Raw genomic sequence first — 22021 nt, 5'->3', positions numbered from 1 at the left:
CTACAGCGCGCTCAGATTCGCGAACTTCACCAGCAGTTTCTTGGTGCCCGCCGACGGGAAATGCACCGTGACCTCCTGCTTGTCGCCTGTGCCGGCCACCGCCAGCACCTGACCCTCGCCAAACTTGGGATGCCGGACCCGCTCGCCGCCCCGGTACGCCATGCCTGCCGTGAGGGGGCTGGTGTTCTTGACGGCGCTGGGGGTCACGGGCACGGTGGGCCGGTACTGTTTCCAGGTCTTGGCACGGTACTCGACCGTCTGGCCGTAGGGGTCCACCGTGTCGAAGCCACCCTCGATTTCCTCCAGAAAACGGCTGTCCTCGGCGGCGTTGGTCTTGCCGTACTGCATGCGGTTCTGCGCGGCGGTCAGGAAGAGACGCTCCATCGCGCGGGTGATGCCCACGTAGAACAGGCGGCGTTCCTCCTCAATGCCCCCGGCCTCGGTCAGTGCCCCCTTGCTGGGCAGCAGCCCCTCCTCGGTACCGACGATGAACACCACCGGGAATTCCAGGCCCTTGGCGTTGTGCAGGGTCATGAGCGTCACGGCGTCTTCCGGCACGTCCCTGTTCTCCGTCTTCGAGCGCATGTCGTCCACGCTGGACAGCAGGGCGGCCTCGTCCAGAAAGTCGCCGATGGTGCCGTCGTTGTCGCCGGACCATTCCTCGGCGGCGTTGATCAGTTCGTCCAGGTTTTCCATGCGGACCTGCCCCTCCTGCCCCTCCTGGCGCAGCAGGTCCGTGTACCCGCTGGTCTCGATCACGAAACGCAGGAAGGGGGCGGGTTCGTAGTTGTCGGCGGCGTCGCTCATGGCGGCCATCAGGGCGGCGAACTCCACCGGCTTCTGCGCCCCCCGGTCCAGGATGTGGTCTGTCTCGGCCCGCGCGCAGGCCGCCAGCATGGACGTGCCGTTGATACGCGCCCAGTCCATCAGTTTTTCCAGCGCCGTGTCGCCGATACCGCGCCGGGGCCGCCCGATGATGCGGCGCAGGGCCACGTCGTCCGAGGGGTTCAGTGCCAGACGGGCGTAGGCCAGGATGTCCCTAATCTCACGGCGGTCGTAGAAGCCCACGCCACCCACAATTTTGGCCGGAATCTGCACGCGCCGCAGCGACTCTTCTATCACGCGGGACTGGGCGTTGGTGCGGTACAAAATGGCCATGTCGGCGAACTTGCGGCCCTCGGTGTTGTGCAGCCGGGTCAGCCACTCGGCCACGAAATCCCCCTCGGCGCGGTGGTCCGTGGCGCGGTGGAACATCACCGCGTGGCCGTCTTCCTTGACCGCCCGCAGGGTCTTGTCCATGCGCTCGGTGTTGTTCTCGATCAGCTTGTTCGCCAGATTCAGCACGCTGGCGCTGGAGCGGTAGTTGTGCTCCAGAATGTAGACCTTCGCGTTGGAGTAATCCTTCTGAAAGTCGAGGATGTTCTGAATGTCGGCGCCGCGAAATTTATAGATCGACTGGTCCGGATCACCCACCACAAGCAAATTTTTATCCCTGCTGGCCAGCAGACGCGTCAGCTCGTACTGCGCCTTGTTGGTGTCCTGATACTCGTCCACGTGGATAAATTTGGCGCGGTTCTGCACCGCGCTTAACACGCCCGGTACCTCATGAAACAGCCTCACCGTTTCGGTGATCAGGTCCCCAAAATCAATGGCGTTCTGGCCCTTCTTGCGAGCCTCGTAGCGGCGGTAGGCCTCGGCGGCGGCCTCACGTGGCAGGCCGCTGATGTAGGGATCGCCGCTGCGTGCCAGATCGGCCGGTGTCAGCAGATTGCTCTTGGCACGGTCCACGATGCCGCGCAGCACGCGCGGGCTGGTGTCGGGGCCGATGCCGGGAATACTGCCCATGACTTCCTTGAAGATGTCGAGCTGATCGTCATCGTCGTAGATCACGAAACCACGTCTGAGCCCGATGTGCTCGCCGTAGGCCCGCAGAACCCGCACGCCTGCGCTGTGAAAGGTGCTCATCCACAGTTTGTTGGCGCCGGGCATCAGGTGGGTGGCCCGCTCGCGCATCTCGGCGGCGGCCTTGTTGGTAAAGGTTACCGCCAGAATCTCGCCGGGGTCCACGCCGTAGTGGGTAATCAGGCGGGCAATGCGGTAGATCAGCGTGCGGGTCTTGCCGCTGCCTGCCCCGGCGATCACCAGCGCGGGGCCGGTGTAGTGATCGGCGGCCTGCGCCTGCGTCTCGTTTAACTGGCCCAGCAGGTCTGGCTGGTTCGGGTGGGTCTGGTCCGGCGCGGAAGTCACCGCAGGAGTCTATCAGGCTTGATTCTGCTGGGGGCGTAATGGCGGCAGGCGGCGACGGTGTGGAGGGTGGCGCTCACGCCAGCTCGGCCTCGCCCCGCGTAATGCGGTCCACTTCTGCCAGCTCGGCCTCGTTCAGGGTCCAGGCCGCCGCCTGAACGTTCTGGGCGATCTGCTCAGGCCGCGTGGCCCCGGCGATCACGCTGCTGACGGGTGACTGGGCGGCCAGCCAGCTGAAGGCCAGCTCCAGCAGGGTGTGGCCGCGCCCCTGCGCAAAGGTTTCCAGTGCCTGAACCTTGCGCCAGTTCTCGGGCGTCATGTAGCGATCCTGCGCGCCCTGCGAGGAGGCAAACCGGGTGCCCTCGGGAATGTGGTCCGGCGTGTACTTGCCGCTCAGCAGGCCGCTCGCCAGTGGGAAGTAGGGGAGCAGGCCCATTTCCAGTTCCCGCAGCGTGGGCAGCAGCCCGGCCTCGACGTCTCGCACCAGCAGGCTGTACTCATCCTGGGCGCAGACGAAGGCGGTCAGGTGTTGATCGTGAGCGACCTGCGCCGCCTCCCGCACGCCCGCCGCGTCGAGGTTCGAGCAGCCGATGGCGCGCACCTGTCCGGCCTGCACCATCTCGTGCAGCGTGCCCAGCGTGTCGGCCAGCGGCGTCTCCGGGTCCGGGCGGTGCAGCTGATACAGATCCAGATAATCGGTGCCCAGCCGCTTGAGGCTGGCGGCCAGTGCCTTGTGAATGTATTCGGGTCTGGCGCCCTTTCCCGCCTCGCCCATGTCATGCCCGAACTTGCTGGCCAGCACAATGTTTTGCCGCTCTGTGCCCAGCGCTTTGCCCAGCATTTCCTCCGAGCCCCCCTGGTTGCCGTACACGTCGGCAGTGTCGAACAGGGTGATGCCGTGGTCCAGCGCGGCCCTGACAACGGTATTGGTGGCGTTTTGATCCAGCCGGCCACCGAAGTTGTTGCATCCCAGGCCCACCACGGAAACGCTGGGGCCATTCTTGCCGAGTCTGCGTTGGTGCATGGCGCATTCTGTCGCGTGAGGGGCCGGACGGTGTGAGGAGGATGTCAGGAAAGATTGGCCGTAAGGCGGGGCTGTTCTGGCCCGAGGATACCGGGACTGGGGGCCGTCGCCACCCGGGCAATTCGACGCTGAACGCCCTCTCACGCGCCTATACTTGGGTTCAATGACCACCACAACCTCAGCCCGTCCGCCCCATCCGTGGGTGCTGTCCGCCTTCTGGTTCGGCACGGCGTTTCACTGGCTGGTGCTGCTGCTGATCCTGATGCCGGCCAACGTGGAGATGTTCGTGGGCGAGGCACGCAAGGGCACCTACCTGGGCGCGCTGGTGGCGATCGGCGCGGTGATGGCGCTGATTCTGCCGCCGCTGGTGGGTGCCCGCAGTGACCGGACCGGGCGGCGGCTGCCGTACCTGCGGCTGGGCGTGGGCGTGAATCTGGCCGGTCTGGCGGTGATGGGCTTCGCGGCCATGACCCTGAGTGGCATGACCGGCTTCTGGGTCTACGTGCTGGGCTTCCTGCTGGTGCAGTTCGGCAACAACTACGCCACCGCGCCGTATTCGGCCCTGATTCCGCAACTGGTGCCGCCTGAGCAGCGCGGGCGCTACAGCGGCGTGATGGCGCTGCTGCAGGCGGCGGGACAACTGCTGGGCGCGGTAGCGGCCTTCGCGGTGGGCATTCTCAAGCTGCCGGTTGTGGTGTCGTTCGTACTGATCGCTGTAGTGCTGCTGGTGCCCGCATTGATCACCATGCGCGGCATTCCCGAGGCCACCCACCCGGTGCCGCTGGCGACGGCAGGCGGCCCCACCCTGAGCATCGCTGAACTGTTCGCCCATCAGGCGTTCCTGTGGGTCTTCCTGACGCGGGTGCTGTTCTCGCTGGGGCAATACAGCGTGCAGCCGTTCTTGCAGTACTACAACCGCGACGTGCTGCGTCAGACCGACGCCCCCACCAGCACCAGCATTATGCTGGCGTGCATCATCGTGGGCAGCATCATCTCGGCGCTGATCGGCGGCCGCGTCAGTGACCGGGTGGGGCGTAAGCCGGTGATCTACGTGGCGGGCGCGGCCATGGCCACCGCCGCGTTGTTGCTGCTGGTGGCCCCCAGCTACCCGGTGGCGCTGGCACTGGCGCTGTTCTTCGGGCTGGGCTTCGGGGCCTTTACCAGCGTGGACTGGGCGCTGGGCAGCGACGCCATGCCCAGTGCCAGCAGCTACGCCCGCGATATGGGCATCTGGCACGTGGCCTTTGTCGCGCCGCAGATGACCAGTGCGCCGCAGGGAGCGCTGCTGGACTGGGGCAACGCACGCGGCGACAATTTTGGCTACACGCTGGTGTTCGGAATTGCCGCCGTGTTCTTTATCGCGGGGGTGCTGCTGGTCCGCAAGGTGCCGGACAACACGCACCGTACGCAGCAGGTGGCGGCGTAACTGTCCAGAGTCCCTTACCCGATCTGCCGGAACCCTTAGCCTCCTATTAAGACGGTGCGGCGGGTTTCACAGACCTGTGCGTCTGCGTGGCAGGCTGCTGGCATGAGTGACGATCTGACCCGTGAGCAAGTAATCAAGCACATCGCCAGCATCATCAAGGACGTCAAGTTCGCCATGCTGACCACTGTGACCGATGAGGGCCACATGCACGCGCGGCCCATGACCACCCAGCAGACCGAATTCGACGGCGACCTGTGGTTTATCGGGGGCAAGGACACCGAGGGCGTCCACGACATGGCCCAGCGCCCGCAGGTGAACGTCAGTTACTCCAGTCCAGAGGACAGCAACTACGTCAGCCTGACCGGCACCGCCGAACTCGTGGAGGACCGCGCCAAGCTCGACGAGCTGTGGAGCGACTTCTACAAGACCTACTTTGAAGGCGGCAAGGACGATCCCAACATTCAGCTGATCAAGATCAACGCCCACGGTGCGGAGCTGTGGGAAGGTCCAGGCAAGGTCAAGGCCCTTTACGAACTTGCCAGAGGCGCGGTCACGGGCAAGCGCGGCGAGATGGGCAACAACGAAACCGTCAACCTGTAGTGCTGACTGTCGGCTGAGGCGCAGGCCCTCGCTTCCCCTGACCGGGCGGGCGGGGGCGCTTTTATAGCTTCAGTGTTTTCTGGCAGTGGGCCGGGCGTCCAGACTCAACTGGCCCGCCAGACCCAGATGTGGGGCGGTCACCCGCCACCGACACCCGGTAAACTGGGGGCCGATGCACAAGTTCATGGCCTTTGGCGACGTACACGCGGATTTCGAGACGTTGTGGGCTGCCCTGCGCGCCGCGAGCTGCGTGGACGGTTCCTATCTGCCGACGGCGCCGGTGCAGTCGGGCCTGTTTCAAGTGGTGATCATCGGCGATCTGGTCCATCCCAAGAGCGAGCGTGACTACACCCGGCTGACCGGGCAGCAGGATTTCGACACACACAACCCGGAGCACCTGCTGCTGGCCGCACGCCGTCAGGCGGCCCAGCTGGAGCGGCTGCGAACCTATCAGGCTGCCGCGCCACATGCGGTTCATATTCTGTTGGGCAACCACGACGACGCTGTGCTGAATGGCAGCTACATCCTGGGGACCAGCGGCGGGCTGGTGCATCTGGAGTTTGATCCCGGTCACGGGGGCGTATTGCTGCCGGAGCACCTGCGGACCTGGATGGGCGGCTTTCCCCGCGAACTGCGAGTGGGCGCGGTGCAGTTCGCGCACGTCTCGCCTCTGCCGGCCCACACGCACTATGACGATCTGTTCTACGGGGACCGCAGCACCAAGCACTGGTTCCGCGACACGCCGGAGTACGTGGCGATGTCGGGCCTGGAGTTCGGTGTCTATGGCCACACCCAGATCGAGGACGGCATCCTGCTGGACGGAGTACACCGTTTCGCGATGATCGACGCCCTGCATGCCCGCGAGTACCTGGAGCTGATGATCGATGAGTCCGGTGCGGCGGCCCTTCAGGCGGTGCGGGCCGTCCCATTCTGATTCCGGCACAGCTGATTCCGGCCTGTGGATTCTGCAAGATGGGCGTGCCAGGATTGTCGCCTTGTTGACAAGTTCCCGGGGCGCGGCTATCCTTAACCCCGCTGCTTTTCGTGGGCAGCAAAATGAAAACCAAGCACCAGAAAAGATTTGGTCCGGTAGTGTAGCGGTTAGCATATCTGCCTGTCACGCAGAAGGTCGCGGGTTCAAATCCCGTCCGGACCGCCAAGGTTTTCTCCCGTGGGGGGAAAGCATGGCTGGATAGCTCAGCTGGTAGAGCAAACGATTGAAAATCGTTGGGTCGCCGGTTCAAGTCCGGCTCTAGCCACCAAGTCAAAACCTCGTCCTAGACGGGGTTTTTTCTTTTTGTCCTGCCGTTCCAACGTGTGCTCAACTGACCCATATGCCCAACGGGTTTTTCTTTGCGTCCTTTCTGGTCTTGAATGAGGCGGAGAAGTCCAACGTCAGGGTCTTGCATTCTTTCGCAAAGACTGTTTTGTATCTGTCCCGAATGAGGTGCGGGCGTGTCCCACATGGGTAGAGATGATCTCCTCCGGCTACCTGTGCTGCCCCTCAACGGAAATGAAGCTGTGGCGTAGAACATGGGTCTCTAAAAGGGCATCTCTGCCGCCACGCACAGCCATCTCTTGGCGCCCTACACGGTGTCAGGCAGCATCGGCCCGCCAATCAAGTTGCTGAATACCAGACCACGTACCGCGAGTGCGGCGTGGTCACCGGCACTGCTGTCTACGCCGTTATCACCAGCCGCACTGGCCAGGGTTTCATGACGGAAGTCGACGGGCAGCTGGTGGACGTGCTGACCGCCGACCGCATCCTTCGCGCTGCTGATCGACTGGAAATGCTGGACGAAGTCCTGCCCACCATCGGCAAGCCCGCCGCGTTCAACCTGCACCGCGAGTTGGGCCGATTGGGCCTTCAGGACCACTATCAGACCGCGGCCAATGTGCGAGTAGCGATCGGCTCTCGAAGGAACACCTATCCGTTTTCAAAAGGTAGGTGCCCAGAATCTCATCGATGAGGTCCGGGCACCTACGTTTGGCAGGAAACAATAGGCTTTAAAAGAGTGAAAGGATCAGGATGTTATGTCGCAGATCATTAGTGTTGCGCCATTTGACGCAAAATTCGGCACATCTGCGGCGGTGGCTTGTCCCTCTGGGCTGGCCATGCCTGCCTGGAAGCTTTCCATATTGTCGAAGTACAGTTCAGCAATCAAAAAATAGGGAGGAGGGCTTCCGTCAGGCGTGGCAACGACATGCGCATCTTCAAATCGCACTAGACCAGGGATCTTGTGAACCAGTGGGGTATGCGTTTCCCGGTAGTAAGCATCGAACTGGGCTGGATCGGTGGGATGCGGATACAGCACGGTGAGCTTCATCATGGTGAACCTCCTGAAGATGACTGCAGCTTTTCTGGTGGATGATTGCATTCGTTGTATCAGATTCTGGCAAAGATGTAAAACCCACAATTCGCCCCGATCTGAACTGCTCAATCGTCAGGCTCTCCTGACCTTCTGCCCGCTTTCAGCGCGAGTATCGCCGACGTTCGCCACCATTAATCCCAGCGCCGCGTTGATCTAGCCCTTCCGCTGCAGACACATCCAACCTTTTGCTTGACACGCCAATGGATGGGCGCTGCTGGTGAAGGACGGCCCTAACATAACCAGCCCCGGCGACATGGACGCCTGCCAAGTGGATTCCAGCAGCCCGTAAAGTGCCAACTCCCCTTAAGAAGGGCTTTTAGGCCGCAGCAGCCCGCGCGCCCATTCCCTTCAATTCTCCACGCGGTAGGTGTGAGCGCTGCCTTGCTTGGCCAGGAACGTGCCGCCTAGACCCAGGCGAAGTTCGCTGTCGCCGCTACCCAGTCGCATTTCCCCTTCCAGCACATGAAACATCCCATCCTCGCGCTGATGGACGTGCAAGTGGAGAATCGCCGAAACGCGCGTGATGCCCCATCACGGCGATGCCATCGGAGCCGATGAAATCTGACTGATGAATCGTGACGAGGGTGTTGAGGAACCAGAGCTGCTCTGTTGAACCTGTCAACCTTCTGACCTCCATAGACCCCTGAAGTTAGGGGCGGTGCTGGGTGGGGTTTCAATGCACCATATCGTCAGAGCAGGACAAGTAAAACGGGTTGGAGAAACGGGACGGGAGCATCTCGAGGGCGGTGTCCCTTTATGACCGGCTAGGTCACACACATTGGCCGTTGATGGCCGGCAGGCGAGGGAGATTCGGCGGAACATGGCTATTTCGCCGGTGAGGGTTACGGCCCCCGGTAGACCTTGCCGGAAATCATGACGGTGCACCATGCTTTTCCCCGTAGATGTGCGGTCACATCCTCAATGTGAAGATGGCCGGTACAGAGTCCCAGGTCAGAGAAGCGCACTCAATCAAAATATAAGTGCGCATTATTTGCCTGGCCTATCACATGGTCTCGGCATAGCCCTGAACTTGGCCCCCGATTACTGGCTACTTTTTAACGACGTTGCACCAGGCCAGCGTGACATCCTTGGCCCCCTGAATCCACACTCCGGCGTAAGACACTTTGCTGCTGGTCAGGGTGAACGTCTCGTATGAGCCGTCGTCCAGCTCATCCGCATCAACGAGTTTGTACCTGAAGCTGGCAGGAATTTTGGAGTTGAGGGCCTTGGCAATGGCGACTGGATTGCCCTCCCAGTACAGTAGTTCGTGGTACTGACATTTGCCCTTCATGGTCGCTGCCGTCTCCTCGAGGAGAGTCACCATGTCATCGGAAAAGTCGTCGTCGGTGAGTTCAAGGGCACCTTTGGGAAGCTGGACTCCCGTCAGATTGGACTCGACGACAAAGCCGGTCGCCAGGGCAGAGGGTGTGAACGACAGTGCTGCAAGCATCAGAAAAGCGAATTTTTTATCCACGAGTCAGTATCGGTCGCCTGTCATTACATGGCCCTTACGCGGAAAATACTGACGAGGAGCGCTCCTTACAGTTCAGATGTGTCAGGGCGGCCCGTGGTTCCTTGTCCGTCAAGCCGCGACCGCCTCGCCCATCCGGCCCGCCTCACCTCCCAGGTCCGCATGTCCTGCCCGGCACAACACCGCCGCGCCGCGCCTTCATCCGGTGCGGCCAGCTTCGTGAAGGCTTCCAGGTCGTGTCTGATCGCCCGGGCCTGGGCGTCCAGTGTTTCCCGGTCTGTCGACCCGCCGCTGCGCTGGCCCAGATGGGCGGCCACCGTCCGGGCGGCCAGATCGGACAGCCGGGCCAGTTCGACTTTCAAGCGCCCTTCCAGCTCCTCGACTAGCCCCCGCTGGACGGCCAGGGCTTCAAGGTGCTGCTGAAACATGCCTGCCCGGCATCCTCGTTGGTGAGAACTGCGCCGCCCAGCAGGCAACAGATCTCGCTGTCGCCTTTGGTGTTGGCAAGGAGCCTACCTGCACCTGCCCACAACCGCCACCCGTCCGCTGAAGTGCGGCTCCTGAGAGGGATGCGGACCTCGGTCACCCAGGCGCCTCGGCCCGCACGCTGGAATCGTCATCGTGCATGAGGATGTCGCGCAGGGCGGGGGAGAGGTCCGCGCGGCCCGCCACCGTCAAGCGGACCCCGGCATCCGGATCGGCACCCAGCGCGTCGGCCAGGGCAGTGGGAAGGTCCGCGTGGGCGGCGGCGGCGCGGCGGACCCCGATATTCGGATCAGCGGCCAGCACCCTCAGCGTGTCGGTCCCCGGCGCGGCGGCGTAGGCCACCGCCCGCCGGACTTCAGCGCTGTCATCGCGCGCCAGCCACCCCAGCCGCTCCAGGCCCAGGTCGGGCCGGACCGCCAGAATCGTGCGGATGTTGGGATCGGAGTCGCGCAGCAGCACGTCCAGCACGCTGCCCGGCAGGCCGTCGGCGCTGGCGACATGCAGGCGGATGTCCTGCTCCGGGGCGCGGGCCAGCGCCAGAATTGCGCCTTCCGGCAGGTCATCACGCTCCAGCACGGCGCGGCGGACCGACTCGGCCTCATCGTGGGCCAGCCGTTCGAGGGTGGCTGCGGGCGTATCCGGGCGGCGGGCCAGGGCGGCGCGCACGTCCGGGTCAGCGTCGGTCTGGGCGCGTTGCAGCCACGCGGCGGGTACGTGCCAGCCTTGCAGGGCGGCGGCCCGCACCAGCGGATCGTCGTGGCCCGCCAGCCACTCGCGCACGTTGCGGGGCAGGTCCACCCGCCGCGCCAGTGTGGCCAGCACGTCGCTGTCGCCGTCGGCCGCCAGGGTCAGCATGCAGTCCAGCGGCAGGTCCAGGCGGCGGGCCACGCTGGCGCGCACCAGTCCGTGACTGTCCTCCACCAGCGTCCGCAGAATGTCTCCGGGCAGATCGGCGCGGGCGGCTACGGCCTTGCGCACGTCGTAGTCGTCGTCGGCGGCCAGCTGACGGGTCAGGGCCAGCGACAGCTCGTCGCGTCTGGCCACCGTCTCGCGGATCTGCCAGCCCGCGTCCCCGGCCAGCGCCGTGACGCGGGCCTCACTCAGTCCTGGGCGGGCGGCCAGCGCCGTGCGCACGCTGTAGTCCTCATGGCGCAGCGCCGCGTCCAGCACCCACTCGGGCACCGTGGGCAGCGACAGCAACGCGGACACCCCCTCGCCGGGAAAGACATTCAAAAAGCCTGGACGCGCCAGCCGCAGCAGCGGCACTCCCGGGTTGTCCAGCACCTCCTGCGGGTAGGCGGCGGCCAGCGCGCCCAGCACCTCCAACGGCGCGTTGGGGTGCCGGGCCACCCGAGAACGCACCCGCGCGTCTGGGTGGGCGCTCAGGCCAGACAGCACAGCCGCTGTGGCCCTTGGGTGGGCCGCCGCCTCCAGCGCGCCGTCCACCCCCAGGGCTGTCAGCGTGCGCGGATCGAGGTCAGAAGGAGTGGTCATGGGGAACAGGATAGGCGTCCGCCGGACCCAGTCCCAGGGACACGGCGCGGTCAATGAGGTGCCGGGCAATGCTGAACGGCGCGGGCAGGGCCGGCAAGGCGGAGACGGGAAACCACTGCGCGTCCTCGATCTCGTCCGGCTGCAGCACGATCTCACCGCCGTCGTACTCGGCGTCGAAACCGATCATCAGCGAGTGCGGGAAGGGCCAGGGCTGGCTCACGACGTAGCTCAGGCTCCTGATGTTCACGCCGACTTCCTCCAGCACCTCGCGGGCGGCGGCGCGTTCCAGCGTCTCGGACGGCTGCACGAAGCCGGCCAGCGCCGAATAGATGCCGGGTGGGAAATGGGGGCCGCGGGCCAGCAGCAGCTCGGTGTCTGCGCCTGTGCCGCGCCGGATCAGCACCATTGCCACCGGCGCGACGCGCGGATATACGGTCAGGCCACAAGTCGGGCAGACTTTGGCAAACTCTTGGCCCGTGAAGGCCAGGGGCGCGGCGCAGTGGCCGCAGAACTGGTGCGTGCGGTCAAACTCCACCACCTGCGCAGCGAACCCGGCCAGACCAAACAGGTCTTCGCTGAGGCGACTAAACAGTGAACGGAGGGGGGAGAGGGCATAGCCGACAGGCACGTCGCCTTGCAGCTGAGCGGCGGCGTAAGCCTGACCGTCCAGTTGGCCCAGTGGATTGGGCCGCGCCAGTTCAAAGTCCTCGGCACGGCCCACGGGCAGCGTGTTGTCCTGGCTCAGCAGCAGGCGGCCATCCTGGAAGATGAACCAGCGGGTCCCCTCCTGAGGCACGTCCGGTTGCAGCTCGAAGCGCGCGGGGCGCGACACCATCAGCCCTCCTCCAGCCGCAGAATCTCGCCGAACGGGAAGCCCTCGTCCTCCAGCCCACCGGGCGGCACCACCCACAGCGTCGGCATGCGCGGGGCCGCGTCGGGAAAGTCGCCGTAGCCGTCAGTCAGGTAGATCAGCACGTCCGGCTCGTGGTCATCGAGCAGGGCAAAAATAGGCCGGAAGTCGGTGCCGCCGCCCCCCTGGGGCGCGGGAATGGCGCTGCCGGGGGTCAGCTCGTGCGGCCCATACGCCTCTGTGTCGGCGTAGTACAGGGTGGCACGGACGTGCGGGTACGCGCCAAGGACGCCCTGAACCTCGCCCACCAGCGCCCCCACCGCCTCGTCGTCCACGCTGCCGGAAGTGTCCACCGCGATCAGTGCGGTCAGCGATTCGTCGTCCAGCGCCTCTAGATACAGCCCGCGCCCCACGAAACGGCGGTCAAAGCCCCCGAAATCCACCGGCGTCCGCGCCAGAAAACGCCATAGGTGCGCCCGCCAGTCCAGCCGGGCCGGGGCCAGCCGCGCCAGTTCGCGGTGTGCGCCCAGCGGATCGTCGCCCTGGCCGCCGCTCATGGCGTCCATGCTGCGGGCCTTGGCCATCGCCTGTTGCCACTGCTTCGCGGCACTGGAAGGGTACTTGCCGTTCTTTGGGGGCGCGTCGCTGGGGGGGCCGTCCAGCAGATCGTCGCCCCCCTCATCACCCTCGCCGTCCTCCTCGCCCTCGGCCAGCAGGGCGGTGTAGACCTCTTCCACGCTCAGCTTTTCCAGATGGTCATCGCGGCGCGATCCCTGCGGCGTGGGCAGGCCCGCGGCGTCCACCATGCCGTTCACGATCAGGTCCGCTGACTTGTTCCAGCGCTTCTTCTCGCGCGGCCCGCGGCGCTCCACATGCGACAGCGCCGCGTGCAGCACCTCGTGCAGCAGCAGCCCGTCCAGCACGTCGGAGGGGAGGCTGGCCGCTACCTCCGGATTCACGTAGACCCGCTCGCCGTCCGTCCCCGCCGCCGCCACTTCCTTTGACGGTACGAATTCCGCGTGCAGCAGCAGCGTGGCGAAGAAGGCCGATTTGCCGCGAATCCGCAGTCTTGAGCCGGAAATCAGGTGCTGGAAGTCGGGCGTCATTGCGCCGCCGTCAGGCGTAGGCGGTTCACCTACATTCCCTCCGACATTGCCAGGGTCCCCTCCACCAGGGAAGCCAGCCGCTCGTCGCGGGCCACCAGTTCCGCCAGGTCGCCCAGTTGCCCGATGGCCTGGAACTTGCTGACCAGCGTCGCCACATACAGTTGCAGCCACTCCGGTCCGGCGCTGTCGGCCAGCCAGGTAAAGGCGTGGTAGGCGGCGTCGGCGGTGGCTGCGCGGGCGGCCAGACCCACCACGGCGGCGTAGCGCACGCTGGGCTCGTCCGGCAGCCGCAGGCCCCCGCCCCGGCCCTCCAGCACGATGCCCAGATCGGGCAGTTGCTCGTACAGGCGCACAAAGGCACTGAACTCGGCCCCCGCCGCCTCACCAATCGCGGGGGCGACATCCAGCCCGGCGCGGTGCAGGCCGCTGGCCATCTCCCAGGCACGCGGGCTGGGCCACGCGGGCTGCTGTGGGTCAAGCCGGTGCAGCAACTCCGGGCGGAAGGTCAGGAAGGCGATGATGTGCTCGTGCAGGCTGCGGCCCAGCGCGTAGCTGCGCCACGAGTCGAAATCAGGCCGCACGGTCAGGTGCAGGAAACGGTTGGCCAGCGGCGCGGGCATGTCGAACACGCTGGCGCGGTCCTCCTTGCGGTTGCCCGCCGCCCACACGAACCAGCCGTCGGGCAGCACGTAACTGCCCACCCGGCGGTCCAGAATCAGTTGCTGGGCCATGCCCTGCATGGTGGGCGGGGCCATGTTCACCTCGTCCAGAAAGAGGATGCCGTGGCCGCCGCGCGGCAGGAACTCGGGCGGATACCACTTGGACACGCCGCCGCCCTGGCCGTCCGCCTCCGGGACGGGCAGGCCGCGCAGGTCGGTGGGGGCCAGTTGCGACAGGCGCACGTCCACAAAGTCCAGCCCGCGCTCACGGGCCACCTGCGCCACCACTGCGCTCTTGCCGATGCCTGGCGGTCCCCAGATCATGGTGGACAGCTTGAGTTCGCCCGCGATCAGGGCGCTTAGATAGCTTTGTAGCTCGGTTGCAGTCAGGCTCACCTGTCCACGCTAGGGCTTTTGTGCTGATTGGAGCAAGTTCAATCTTCGGGGGGTGGGTCAGCCGGACAGGGACGGTCCAAACCACAGACACGCCGGCGCGGACGAAGACAGTGTGTCTTCGTCCGCGCGGGGGCCTGAAGTTTCCAGGCTGGACTGCTGGCGGGAATGCGTTACCAGAGGTGCATGTTACTTGCCGCCGGTGCCGACCCCCACGTCCACGCCTACTCCGATACCCACACTGACGCCCAGGCCGCCCTGACCCGAGCCTGAAGCGGTGCCGCCCGCGCTGCCCGAGGCCTCAGCAGATGCGTTGCCTGCAGCCGGGGTGCTGGCGCTGCCCGCCCCACCCGCACTGACGGTGCCGGTTGCGGACGTATCCAGCAGAACACGGACCAATGACGCGCTGCGGTCGTTGGTGCGGACCTGCAGGCTGTCGAGATTCACGGCGCTGCGGGCGTCTACAGCGAGGCGCTGGGTCAGGCTGTAGGTGGCGCGCTGACCGTTCTGGAAGGTCACAAGAACATCGGTGGCCTGGGAGGCGCTGGCGCTGCCCTGCCACTGACCGCGGGCGTTGAAGGTGCCAATGACCTGACCGCTGGCGCTGAGCAGGGCCACCGACTTGCCCACCAGGGCGCGGTCCGTCATGACCTGTGCGGCTGCGCTTGCCTGGGCCTGCATCTCGGCGCGAATGGCCTGGCTCAGGCTTAGCGAACCTGAACCGCCAGCCACCACGACGGCGTCAAGACTGATTCGCGCCTGGGCCTTCAGACGGTTGGACAGGGTGTAGGTGCGTTTCACGCCATTGCGGAAGGTGACCTGTGCGCGTGTTGCAGCGTTGCTGGCGCCCTGGAATACGAACTGCCCGGTGCTGTTGGCGGTGCCGACGATCTGACCCTGGGCATCGAGCAGCACCACAGCGCTGACGCTGAACTGCGCGTTGCCTTCGGCTGTGTCGCCCGCCGCACTGCCGACCGACGTGGCCGCGGTGCTGGAGACAGAGGTCACGGCAGTCGCCTGGGCGGCACCGAAGAGCAAGGTGGTCAGGGTCAGAATATGGGTCATGTTTCTGTTCATGGGATCATCCTTTCCGGTCAGTCTCTCTGACCCGGTGCTTTAAGGCTCGCAAGTGGTTCTAACATGTAGAAAACTGACGTTCTTTTATTTATCGGGGGCGGATAGGGGTAATGAAGTTAAACAGATTCCATGTTAAAGCCGCCCCGCTCAGATCACTCCTGGAGCCGCCTGATTCCATCAGTGGAGGCTCAAAAAAGACACAAAACCGTCCAATCCATGGTTCTCTGGGCGTTGGCGGCCCTTCTGGAGCGGCGCTGACGGCGTGGCGTGGTACGGGGCCATTCACTCTGTCCGCTGTGTTGCCAGCGGCTGGTACCGAGTCCCAGCCACGCCTGGGGCGTATGCTGTGGCGACTCCACTTCGTGCTGCACGCCGCCCCTGCCATTGCCCCTCACCGGGCGGACCCCGCTATACTTGCACCCGGTTCAATATTTGCATCAGGCCACAGGCGCAAGACAGAAGGCCTCAGCCCCGCTTCAACTCCCCCGGAGGTTTCCCCGCCGTGCTGCCCCTTACCCACCAGATTCTGTTTTTCGTCTTTGCCGTCGTTGCCGGGGCCTTTGGCCTGTGGGGCTTTTACCGCCTGTACCTGCGTATTCGCCGGGGTGCGCCCGCCACCGAGCGGCGCTTCGACATTCCGGGCCGCCGCATTCTGGACGCGATTCGGGTCAGCCTGACGCAGGAGCGCACCTTCCGTCGCCGCACGGCGATCAGCGTGCTGCACAGCTTCATCTTCTACGGCTTTGTGTTTTATCTGCTGGTGAACGTGATTGACGGGCTGGAAGGGTATATTCATTTCAGCATCCTGTCCAGCAATCCGCTGGGCGCCGTCTATAACTTGCTGGCCGATGTCCTGAGCTTCCTGGTCCTGTTCGGCGTGGTGGCGCTGGTGGTTCGCCGCCTGTTCACGCCCAGCAAGCGCGACTTCCGCTTTACCGAGAAGACGCTGCTGCACCCATTGCTCAAGAACAACTACATCCTGCGCGACAGCCTGATCGTCTCGGCGTTCATCTTCTTCCACGTCGGCAGCCGGGTGCTGGGCAACGCGGCGAAGGTAGTGGCCGAGGGCGGCGACGCCTTCCAGCCGTTTTCGAACGCTGTGGGCGCGGCCCTGTTTTCCGGCCTGGGCGAGGGCGCGCTGCTGAACTGGCGCATCTTCGGGTTCTGGGGCGCGCTGGGCAGCGTGCTGGCCTTCCTGGCGTACTTCCCGTTCACCAAGCACATTCACATCTTCATGGCGCCCCTGAACTACACCCTCAAGCGCCCGGTGGGCAGCGGCGTGCTGCCGCCCATGAAGGGTCTGGAGGAGGCGATGGAGGCCGACGAGCCGCGCCTGGGCGTGGAAAAGCTGGAAGAACTGGAGTGGCCCCGCCTGCTGGACGCCTACGCCTGCATCCAGTGCAACCGCTGCCAGGACGTGTGTCCAGCGAACGCCACCGGCAAGGCGCTGTCTCCCGCCGCGCTGGAGATCAACAAGCGCATGGAGCTGAACGTTATTGCCGCGCACCCCAGCCCCTTCACCCTCAAGGCCGCGCCCTTCGAGTCCGGGGCCAGCACAGCTCACCCGCTGCTGGAGTACGCCATCAGCGAGGAAGCGGTGTGGGCCTGCACCACCTGCGGCGCGTGCATGCAGGTCTGCCCGGTGCAGGACGAGCAGATGCTGGACATCATCGACATCCGCCGTCAACAGGTGATGGTGGCCGGGGAGTTTCCGCAACAGCTTCAGACGGCGTTTAGAGGCATGGAGCGGGCGTCGAACCCCTGGGGCATCTCGCGCGACAAGCGCATGGAGTGGGCCGAGGGCCTCAAGGTCCCCACCATCGACGAGAACCCCGAACCCGACGTCATCTACTGGGTGGGCTGCGCTGCCGCCTACGATCCCGGCGCGCAGAAGGTGGCCCGCTCGTTCGTGCAGCTGCTGGACAAGGCCGGCGTGAACTACGCCGTGCTGGGCAAGAAAGAGGCCTGTACCGGGGACAGCGCCCGCCGCGCCGGGAACGAGTTTCTGTACCAGACGCTGGCGCAGGAGAACGTGGAGACGCTCAACAGCATCCGCCCCAAGCTGATCGTTGCCACCTGCCCACACTGCATGAACATCATCGGCAACGAGTACCCGCAGATTGGCGGCAACTACAAGACCATCCACCACACCGAGTACCTGGAAACGCTGGTGGCCGCCGGGAAACTGCCGCTGGCGCAACTGGCGGACAACGTGACCTACCACGATCCCTGTTACCTGGGCCGCCACAACGGCGTGTACGACGCGCCCCGCACCCTGATCACCAAGATGGCGGGCGAGGTGCTGAGCCTGGAACGCGAGCGGGACAACAGCTTCTGCTGCGGCGCAGGCGGCGCGCAGTTCTGGAAGGAGGAGGAGGAGGGCCGCGAGCGCGTCTCCGACAACCGCTTCCGCGAGCTGCAGGCGCGGTTGGACGACGCAAAGGTGGCCTCTGAGGAATTCGAGCAGACCGGGAAGGTGGTGGCGGTGGGCTGCCCCTTCTGCAAGGCGATGCTGAACAGCACGCCGGAAAAGCAGAAGCGCGACGACATCGTGGTTAAGGACGTGGCCGAGTTGATGCTGGAGAGCATGCAGCGGGCCACCGGGGAGTGGGTGGCGCCATCGGTACACACCGAACCGGCTGGGGTTCCCAATGCCGAGGTGCCGATGGAGCGCACGGGCGCGGTGCGTTCCGCCGATGCGCCGGACGCCGTGGTGGGGGAAACCTCCGCCGACGTGGTCAACGCGCAGCCGGGCAGCCCCGTTCAGAACGCCGACACTCAGCCGGAACCGCAGGCGGCGCACCCCGAGGCCGTCACCGAGCGCAAGGCCTGGAAGCCGAAAACGGACGTCGCGCCTGGTGTTGCCCCGCAGACAGACGCCAGTGCTGCGCCAGCCCGCAAGAGCTGGAAGCCCAAGGCCGGGGTGGATGACGTGAGCGCCGCGCCAGTTGTGGAAGCACAGGCCGAAAGCGCAGAGACGCCCACCCGCAAAGCCTGGAAGCCCAAGGCGGGGGGGGATGATGTGGCACCGGCGGAAGCGCCATCCCCCACCGAACCCGCGTCCCGCAAGACATGGAAGCCCCAGGCCAGGGTGGACGATGTGAGCGCTGTTCCTGTCGCTGCTGAGCCTGTCATCCCTGAGCCTGATGAGGCGCCTGCCCGTAAGGCGTGGCAGCCCAAAGCCAAAGCGGATGACGTGAGCGCCGACGTTGTGGCCAACGCACCTGCCCCCGCTTCCGAACCGGCCGGAGCCACTCCCGCCCGTAAGGCTTGGAACCCGCAGGCCAAGACAGATGCGGCGCCACCCGCACCTGTGCAGGCCCCGTCCGCCGAGGTCCCGGCCCAGCCTGAATCTGCAACCAGCGGGGGAGAGCGCAAGAAGTGGATGCCGAAAGCCAGCGGCGCAGTGGCAGGTGCGTCCGTCGCGGAGGCCAGCGCCCCAGCAGCCGGGGCTCCAGAAACTGCCGCGCCGCAGGCTGCTCCTGAAGCCCTGGCTGTCGTCCCGCCGCCTGAAGTGGCTCCTACCGAACGCCCCAAATGGCAGCCCAAAGCCAGGGCTGAGGCCGCCCCAGCCACCGCACCCGTCAATGACGCGCCCATCACCGAGCATGTCCATCTGGACGAGGTGGGCGAGAACGCGCTGGAAGCGGGGGAGCAGGCCACCTCCGCGCCGGACGGCACCGAAGCCAATGCGGGTGGGCGCAAGAAGTGGGTGCCCAGGAAGAAGGACTGAGGTCGCAAGGCCCCACGGCCAGGGCAACGCCGTTCACTGCGGGCGGCGTTGCCCTTTGCACCCGGTATAAGGGTGGCCCGAATTCGATGTCACGCTAAGATCGGACCATGACCATCGCCATCGTCACCGATTCAACGAGTGACCTCAGCCCGGAACTCTGCGCCCAGCACGGGATTGTCAGCGTGCCCCTGTATGTGCTGTTCGATGGCCGGATGCACAAGGACGGCACCCAGATCACGCCGCCGGAACTGTTCGCGGGTCTTCGGGCGGGCAAGAAGACGCCCAGCACCTCGCAGCCCAGTCCCGCCGAATTCGCCGACGTGTACACGAAAGCGCTGGAATCGGCCGATCAGGTGCTGAGCATTCACATCAGCGGGCAACTGTCGGGCACGGTGGGCAGCGCCCGACTGGCCGCGCAGGACTTCGGTGACCGGGTCACTGTGCTGGACTCGGGTTCGGTCAGCATGGGCCTGGGCATGCGTGCGCTGCGTGCTGCCGAGCTGGCACAGGCCGGGAAAACCACGCCCGAAATCGTTGCAGAACTGGAGCGGGTCGCCAGGGCGGCCGACATCCGCTTCACCGTGGACACCCTGGATTTTCTGAGGATCAACGGGCGCATCGGCGGGGCGCAGGCGCTGTTGGGCGGGCTGCTGAACATCAAGCCGATTCTGGTGGTCAAGAAGGGCCGGGTGGAATCCGGCGGGCGCGTGCGCGGCCACCGCAAGGCCATTCAGGATCTGGTGGAATACACCCGCAAGTACGTGGCCGCCCACGGCGGGGCGCGGGTGGCCTTCATGTCCACGCTGGGTGGCGAGGAGTCCGTGCAGGAGGTCCGCGCCGGACTGGGGGGGCTGGATGTTCTGGATCTGGGCAACCACGGCATCGGCGCGGTGGTGGCGACGCATACGGGGCCAGGCACGGCGGGCGTGACCCTGGAACCCCTCTGAGGCGGTGAGCGGCCACAGCAGCGGCCTGGGGCGCGGCACCCGCGCCGCCGCCGCCGCGCTGTGCAGCGTGCTGGCACTCCTGGGGGCCTGCCACAGATTGCCGGCGTCCAGCACCGGGAAGGTGATGGCCCCGGCTGGGGGCGCGCCCATAGTGCTCGTTCCCACCGATTTGCCTCGGGCTGCTGGGGTCCGCAGTCCGGTCAACAGCCGCCCCGATGGCTGCCTGGCCGCCGCGCCGGTGGTCAAGAAGGCGCCGCCGCCGCCCTTTTATCTGAGCGGGCGGCTGGGGCTGTGGGTGGCGCAGGTCGATCCCGTGACGCTGGAGCCTGTCCGGGCGGTCGGCACCAACCCGAACAGCGTCTTTCCGCTGGCCAGTGCGTACAAGCAGACCGTGTTGTGGGCGCTGCTGCGGGAATTCGACGCGGGCCGCCTGAGCCCCAATGAGCGCTTTGACGTTACCCGCGAGAACCAGAGCCTGGGCAGCTATCCCTTCGATGGCAGCAACGTCAAGACCCTGAGTGTCCGCATGATCGCCAGCAGTGACAACACCGCCACCGATATCCTGCACCGCCGCGTGGGCCTGCAGCGCGTGCAGGATGTGGCCGACAGACTGGGGCTGTGCCGCACCCGCGTGATCCTGCCCACCCGCGACTGGTGGGTGGCGCAGGCGGGCCTGTCGGCCACCTTCAACGGCACCACGCGCTGGGCCTCAGCCAGCGGCAGGGACCGCCAGCGGCTGGCTGCCCTGATCGACGACGACGCCCGCGCCTACCGCGCCGATTACGTGCAATCCAAACTGGACCGCTACTTCGAGACGCGCCATGCTCCCGCCGATGATCTGCGCGTCCACAACCTCAGCACGCCGTACGAGCTGAGCACGCTGCTGGCCCACGAGTTTCTGCGCCCTGGCCTGTCGCCCCGAGCCGAGCGGTGGCAGCGCGAGGTCATGGCGCTGGGTTACGGCAGAGCGGCGCTTCGGTGGGGGCCGCACATCAACGTCTTTGGCGGCAAGGGCGGCAACGGCTGGGGCATCCTGACCTACAGCGGATTCTTCCAGACCAATGATGGGCGGCAGGTCGTCTACGCCTTCATGCAGCACGGCGCGGACCAGACCTACACCATGCCGAACACCCGCCGCGCCTTTGCGTGGATCAATGCGGGCGTCGAGCAGGTGCTGGGGCCGCCGCCCAGGCCCGAGCAAAAGCTACGGCAAAAGCGGTAGACCCGGCGTCTCACGGGTGGCCACGAAGAATGCCGCCGAGCAGTCGATCCTCGGCGGCATTCTTCAAAATCCATTTCTACAGAAACCGGGTCAGCAGGCCGCTCAGCAGCAGCAGGACCAGCAGCCCCAGCACCACCGTCAGCAGGCCGCGGGCAGACGGAGCTGGATTCATGCGGCCTGCCCCTGCTGTGTGGGCCCTGGATGCAGGCTGCCCAGCGCGGCCTTCAGGTGCTTGTACACCTCTCGTTGCAGGTCCAGGTCTTCCGGCAGTTCGTAGCGCAACTGCTCCATGGCCTGCACCAGATGGGCGCCGCCGGGGCTGCGTTCGTGATCGGGCCGCGCCCAGTCAGGCAGTTCCGGGGTGACCTTCGGCTGCCGCCGGGCGTCATCCCAGTCCACCCACTGCTTGGGCAGATCGTACAGGTAGCGTCCAATGCCGAACTGCACCGCGCAGCGCTTCAGCGCGTCCGAAGAGGCGGCCTTCAGGGTGCCCAGGTTGCCGTCACCCGCCTCACCGATGTCCTCGCGGGTCACGCCCAGCACCGTCAGGCGACCCTTGACGGTGGCGACGGCTGCGCCTGGGATGACCTCAATCTCGAAGCTCCAGGCGTCGGGGCAGATGGCGTCCAGCCGGTCTTGCACCGCGCGGGCATCCACATAGGACAGCAGCAGCGCCCGGCTATGGTCCTTGGTGAATGCCTGGGGTTTCCAGCCCACCAGATGGGACGGAAACGGGGCCTGGAGTCGTTTCTGAACATCACTGAGCTTCATGCATTTAGTATATAACAGAATATAATTACGGTCAAGACAGAATATGCTGCCTCGATAGGGCTGGCAGGAGAAGGAGTGTAAGGACGCGTTGAACGGTTCTGGGGTCAGGTACTTGCGGCCTTTGTCCGCCAGCCCGCCTCCCCTCC

Annotated in this window: 18 protein-coding genes and 2 tRNA genes; 8 read left to right on the top strand and 12 right to left on the bottom strand. The window is 65.5% G+C overall.

What is annotated here, in order from left to right; all coding sequences use genetic code 11:
- A complete protein-coding gene (locus IEY31_RS10855) occupies positions 1–2247 on the bottom strand; it encodes an ATP-dependent helicase (RefSeq protein ID WP_188971814.1) in 2247 nt (748 codons plus the stop codon).
- A gap of 73 nt (positions 2248–2320) precedes the next feature.
- Positions 2321–3268, bottom strand: coding sequence for an aldo/keto reductase (locus IEY31_RS10850; protein ID WP_188971812.1), 948 nt, complete (start codon positions 3266–3268; stop codon positions 2321–2323).
- A gap of 163 nt (positions 3269–3431) precedes the next feature.
- Here IEY31_RS10850 and IEY31_RS10845 point away from each other — a divergent pair, with 163 nt between their 5' ends.
- The 5 genes from IEY31_RS10845 (at position 3432) to IEY31_RS10825 (ending at position 6556) form a co-directional block, all read left to right on the top strand.
- Positions 3432–4694, top strand: coding sequence for an MFS transporter (locus IEY31_RS10845; protein WP_188971810.1), 1263 nt, complete (start codon positions 3432–3434; stop codon positions 4692–4694).
- 102 nt (positions 4695–4796) lie between these two features.
- The gene (locus IEY31_RS10840; RefSeq protein ID WP_188971808.1) at positions 4797–5294 is read left to right on the top strand and encodes a pyridoxamine 5'-phosphate oxidase family protein; all 498 of its coding nucleotides are present in this window, start codon (positions 4797–4799) and stop codon (positions 5292–5294) included.
- A gap of 172 nt (positions 5295–5466) precedes the next feature.
- A complete protein-coding gene (locus tag IEY31_RS10835; RefSeq protein ID WP_188971806.1) occupies positions 5467–6228 on the top strand; it encodes a metallophosphoesterase in 762 nt (253 codons plus the stop codon).
- A 149-nt stretch (positions 6229–6377) separates the two neighbouring features.
- Positions 6378–6453, top strand: a tRNA-Asp gene (locus IEY31_RS10830).
- A gap of 27 nt (positions 6454–6480) precedes the next feature.
- Positions 6481–6556 (top strand) — tRNA-Phe (locus tag IEY31_RS10825).
- A 324-nt stretch (positions 6557–6880) separates the two neighbouring features.
- Here the strand turns inward: IEY31_RS10825 and IEY31_RS10820 are convergent.
- From IEY31_RS10820 to IEY31_RS10775, 9 genes are all read right to left on the bottom strand, one after another.
- Positions 6881–7171 carry a hypothetical protein gene (locus IEY31_RS10820; protein WP_188971804.1) on the bottom strand — a complete coding sequence of 97 codons (291 nt, stop codon included), beginning with the start codon at positions 7169–7171 and terminating at the stop codon, positions 6881–6883.
- A 147-nt stretch (positions 7172–7318) separates the two neighbouring features.
- Positions 7319–7624, bottom strand: coding sequence for an EthD family reductase (locus tag IEY31_RS10815; RefSeq protein ID WP_188971802.1), 306 nt, complete (start codon positions 7622–7624; stop codon positions 7319–7321).
- A gap of 1090 nt (positions 7625–8714) precedes the next feature.
- Entirely contained in the window at positions 8715–9140 is a 426-nt protein-coding gene (locus IEY31_RS10805; protein WP_188971798.1) for a hypothetical protein, read from the bottom strand.
- A 65-nt stretch (positions 9141–9205) separates the two neighbouring features.
- On the bottom strand, positions 9206–9565 hold the full coding sequence (locus IEY31_RS10800) for a hypothetical protein (RefSeq protein ID WP_188971796.1): 360 nt from the start codon (positions 9563–9565) through the stop codon (positions 9206–9208).
- 154 nt (positions 9566–9719) lie between these two features.
- Entirely contained in the window at positions 9720–11117 is a 1398-nt protein-coding gene (locus IEY31_RS10795; protein ID WP_188971794.1) for a hypothetical protein, read from the bottom strand.
- Positions 11101–11952 (bottom strand): NAD(+) diphosphatase, encoded by an 852-nt coding sequence (nudC, locus tag IEY31_RS10790; RefSeq protein WP_188971792.1) that lies wholly within the window; start codon positions 11950–11952, stop codon positions 11101–11103. Before nudC ends, IEY31_RS10795 begins: the two co-directional genes overlap by 17 nt.
- Positions 11952–13073 (bottom strand): vWA domain-containing protein, encoded by a 1122-nt coding sequence (locus tag IEY31_RS10785; protein ID WP_188971790.1) that lies wholly within the window; start codon positions 13071–13073, stop codon positions 11952–11954. The genes nudC and IEY31_RS10785 overlap by 1 nt, the downstream gene beginning before the upstream one ends.
- Before the next feature lie 29 nt (positions 13074–13102).
- The gene (locus tag IEY31_RS10780) at positions 13103–14128 is read right to left on the bottom strand and encodes an ATP-binding protein (protein ID WP_188971788.1); all 1026 of its coding nucleotides are present in this window, start codon (positions 14126–14128) and stop codon (positions 13103–13105) included.
- Positions 14129–14314: 186 nt separating this feature from the next.
- Positions 14315–15202, bottom strand: coding sequence for a hypothetical protein (locus tag IEY31_RS10775; RefSeq protein WP_188971786.1), 888 nt, complete (start codon positions 15200–15202; stop codon positions 14315–14317).
- Positions 15203–15704: 502 nt separating this feature from the next.
- On the opposite strand from IEY31_RS10775, the gene IEY31_RS10770 reads away from it, so the two are divergent.
- The 3 genes from IEY31_RS10770 to IEY31_RS10760 all read left to right on the top strand — a co-directional run bounded on the left by IEY31_RS10770 (position 15705) and on the right by IEY31_RS10760 (position 21104).
- A complete protein-coding gene (locus IEY31_RS10770) occupies positions 15705–18935 on the top strand; it encodes a heterodisulfide reductase-related iron-sulfur binding cluster (protein WP_188971784.1) in 3231 nt (1076 codons plus the stop codon).
- Between the two features lie 107 nt (positions 18936–19042).
- The gene (locus tag IEY31_RS10765; RefSeq protein WP_188971782.1) at positions 19043–19882 is read left to right on the top strand and encodes a DegV family protein; all 840 of its coding nucleotides are present in this window, start codon (positions 19043–19045) and stop codon (positions 19880–19882) included.
- A 4-nt stretch (positions 19883–19886) separates the two neighbouring features.
- Complete coding sequence (locus IEY31_RS10760) at positions 19887–21104, top strand: serine hydrolase (RefSeq protein WP_229723493.1); 1218 nt, start codon at positions 19887–19889, stop codon at positions 21102–21104.
- Between the two features lie 168 nt (positions 21105–21272).
- On the opposite strand, the gene ddrA is transcribed toward IEY31_RS10760, so the two are convergent.
- On the bottom strand, positions 21273–21875 hold the full coding sequence (gene ddrA, locus IEY31_RS10755) for a single-stranded DNA-binding protein DdrA (RefSeq protein WP_188971780.1): 603 nt from the start codon (positions 21873–21875) through the stop codon (positions 21273–21275).
- Between the last annotated feature and the right edge of the window lie 146 nt (positions 21876–22021).

Source organism: Deinococcus aerolatus (assembly GCF_014647055.1).
In the GTDB taxonomy this organism is placed as follows: Bacteria; Deinococcota; Deinococci; order Deinococcales; family Deinococcaceae; genus Deinococcus; species Deinococcus aerolatus.
This window is presented reverse-complemented; position numbering and strand designations above follow the sequence as displayed.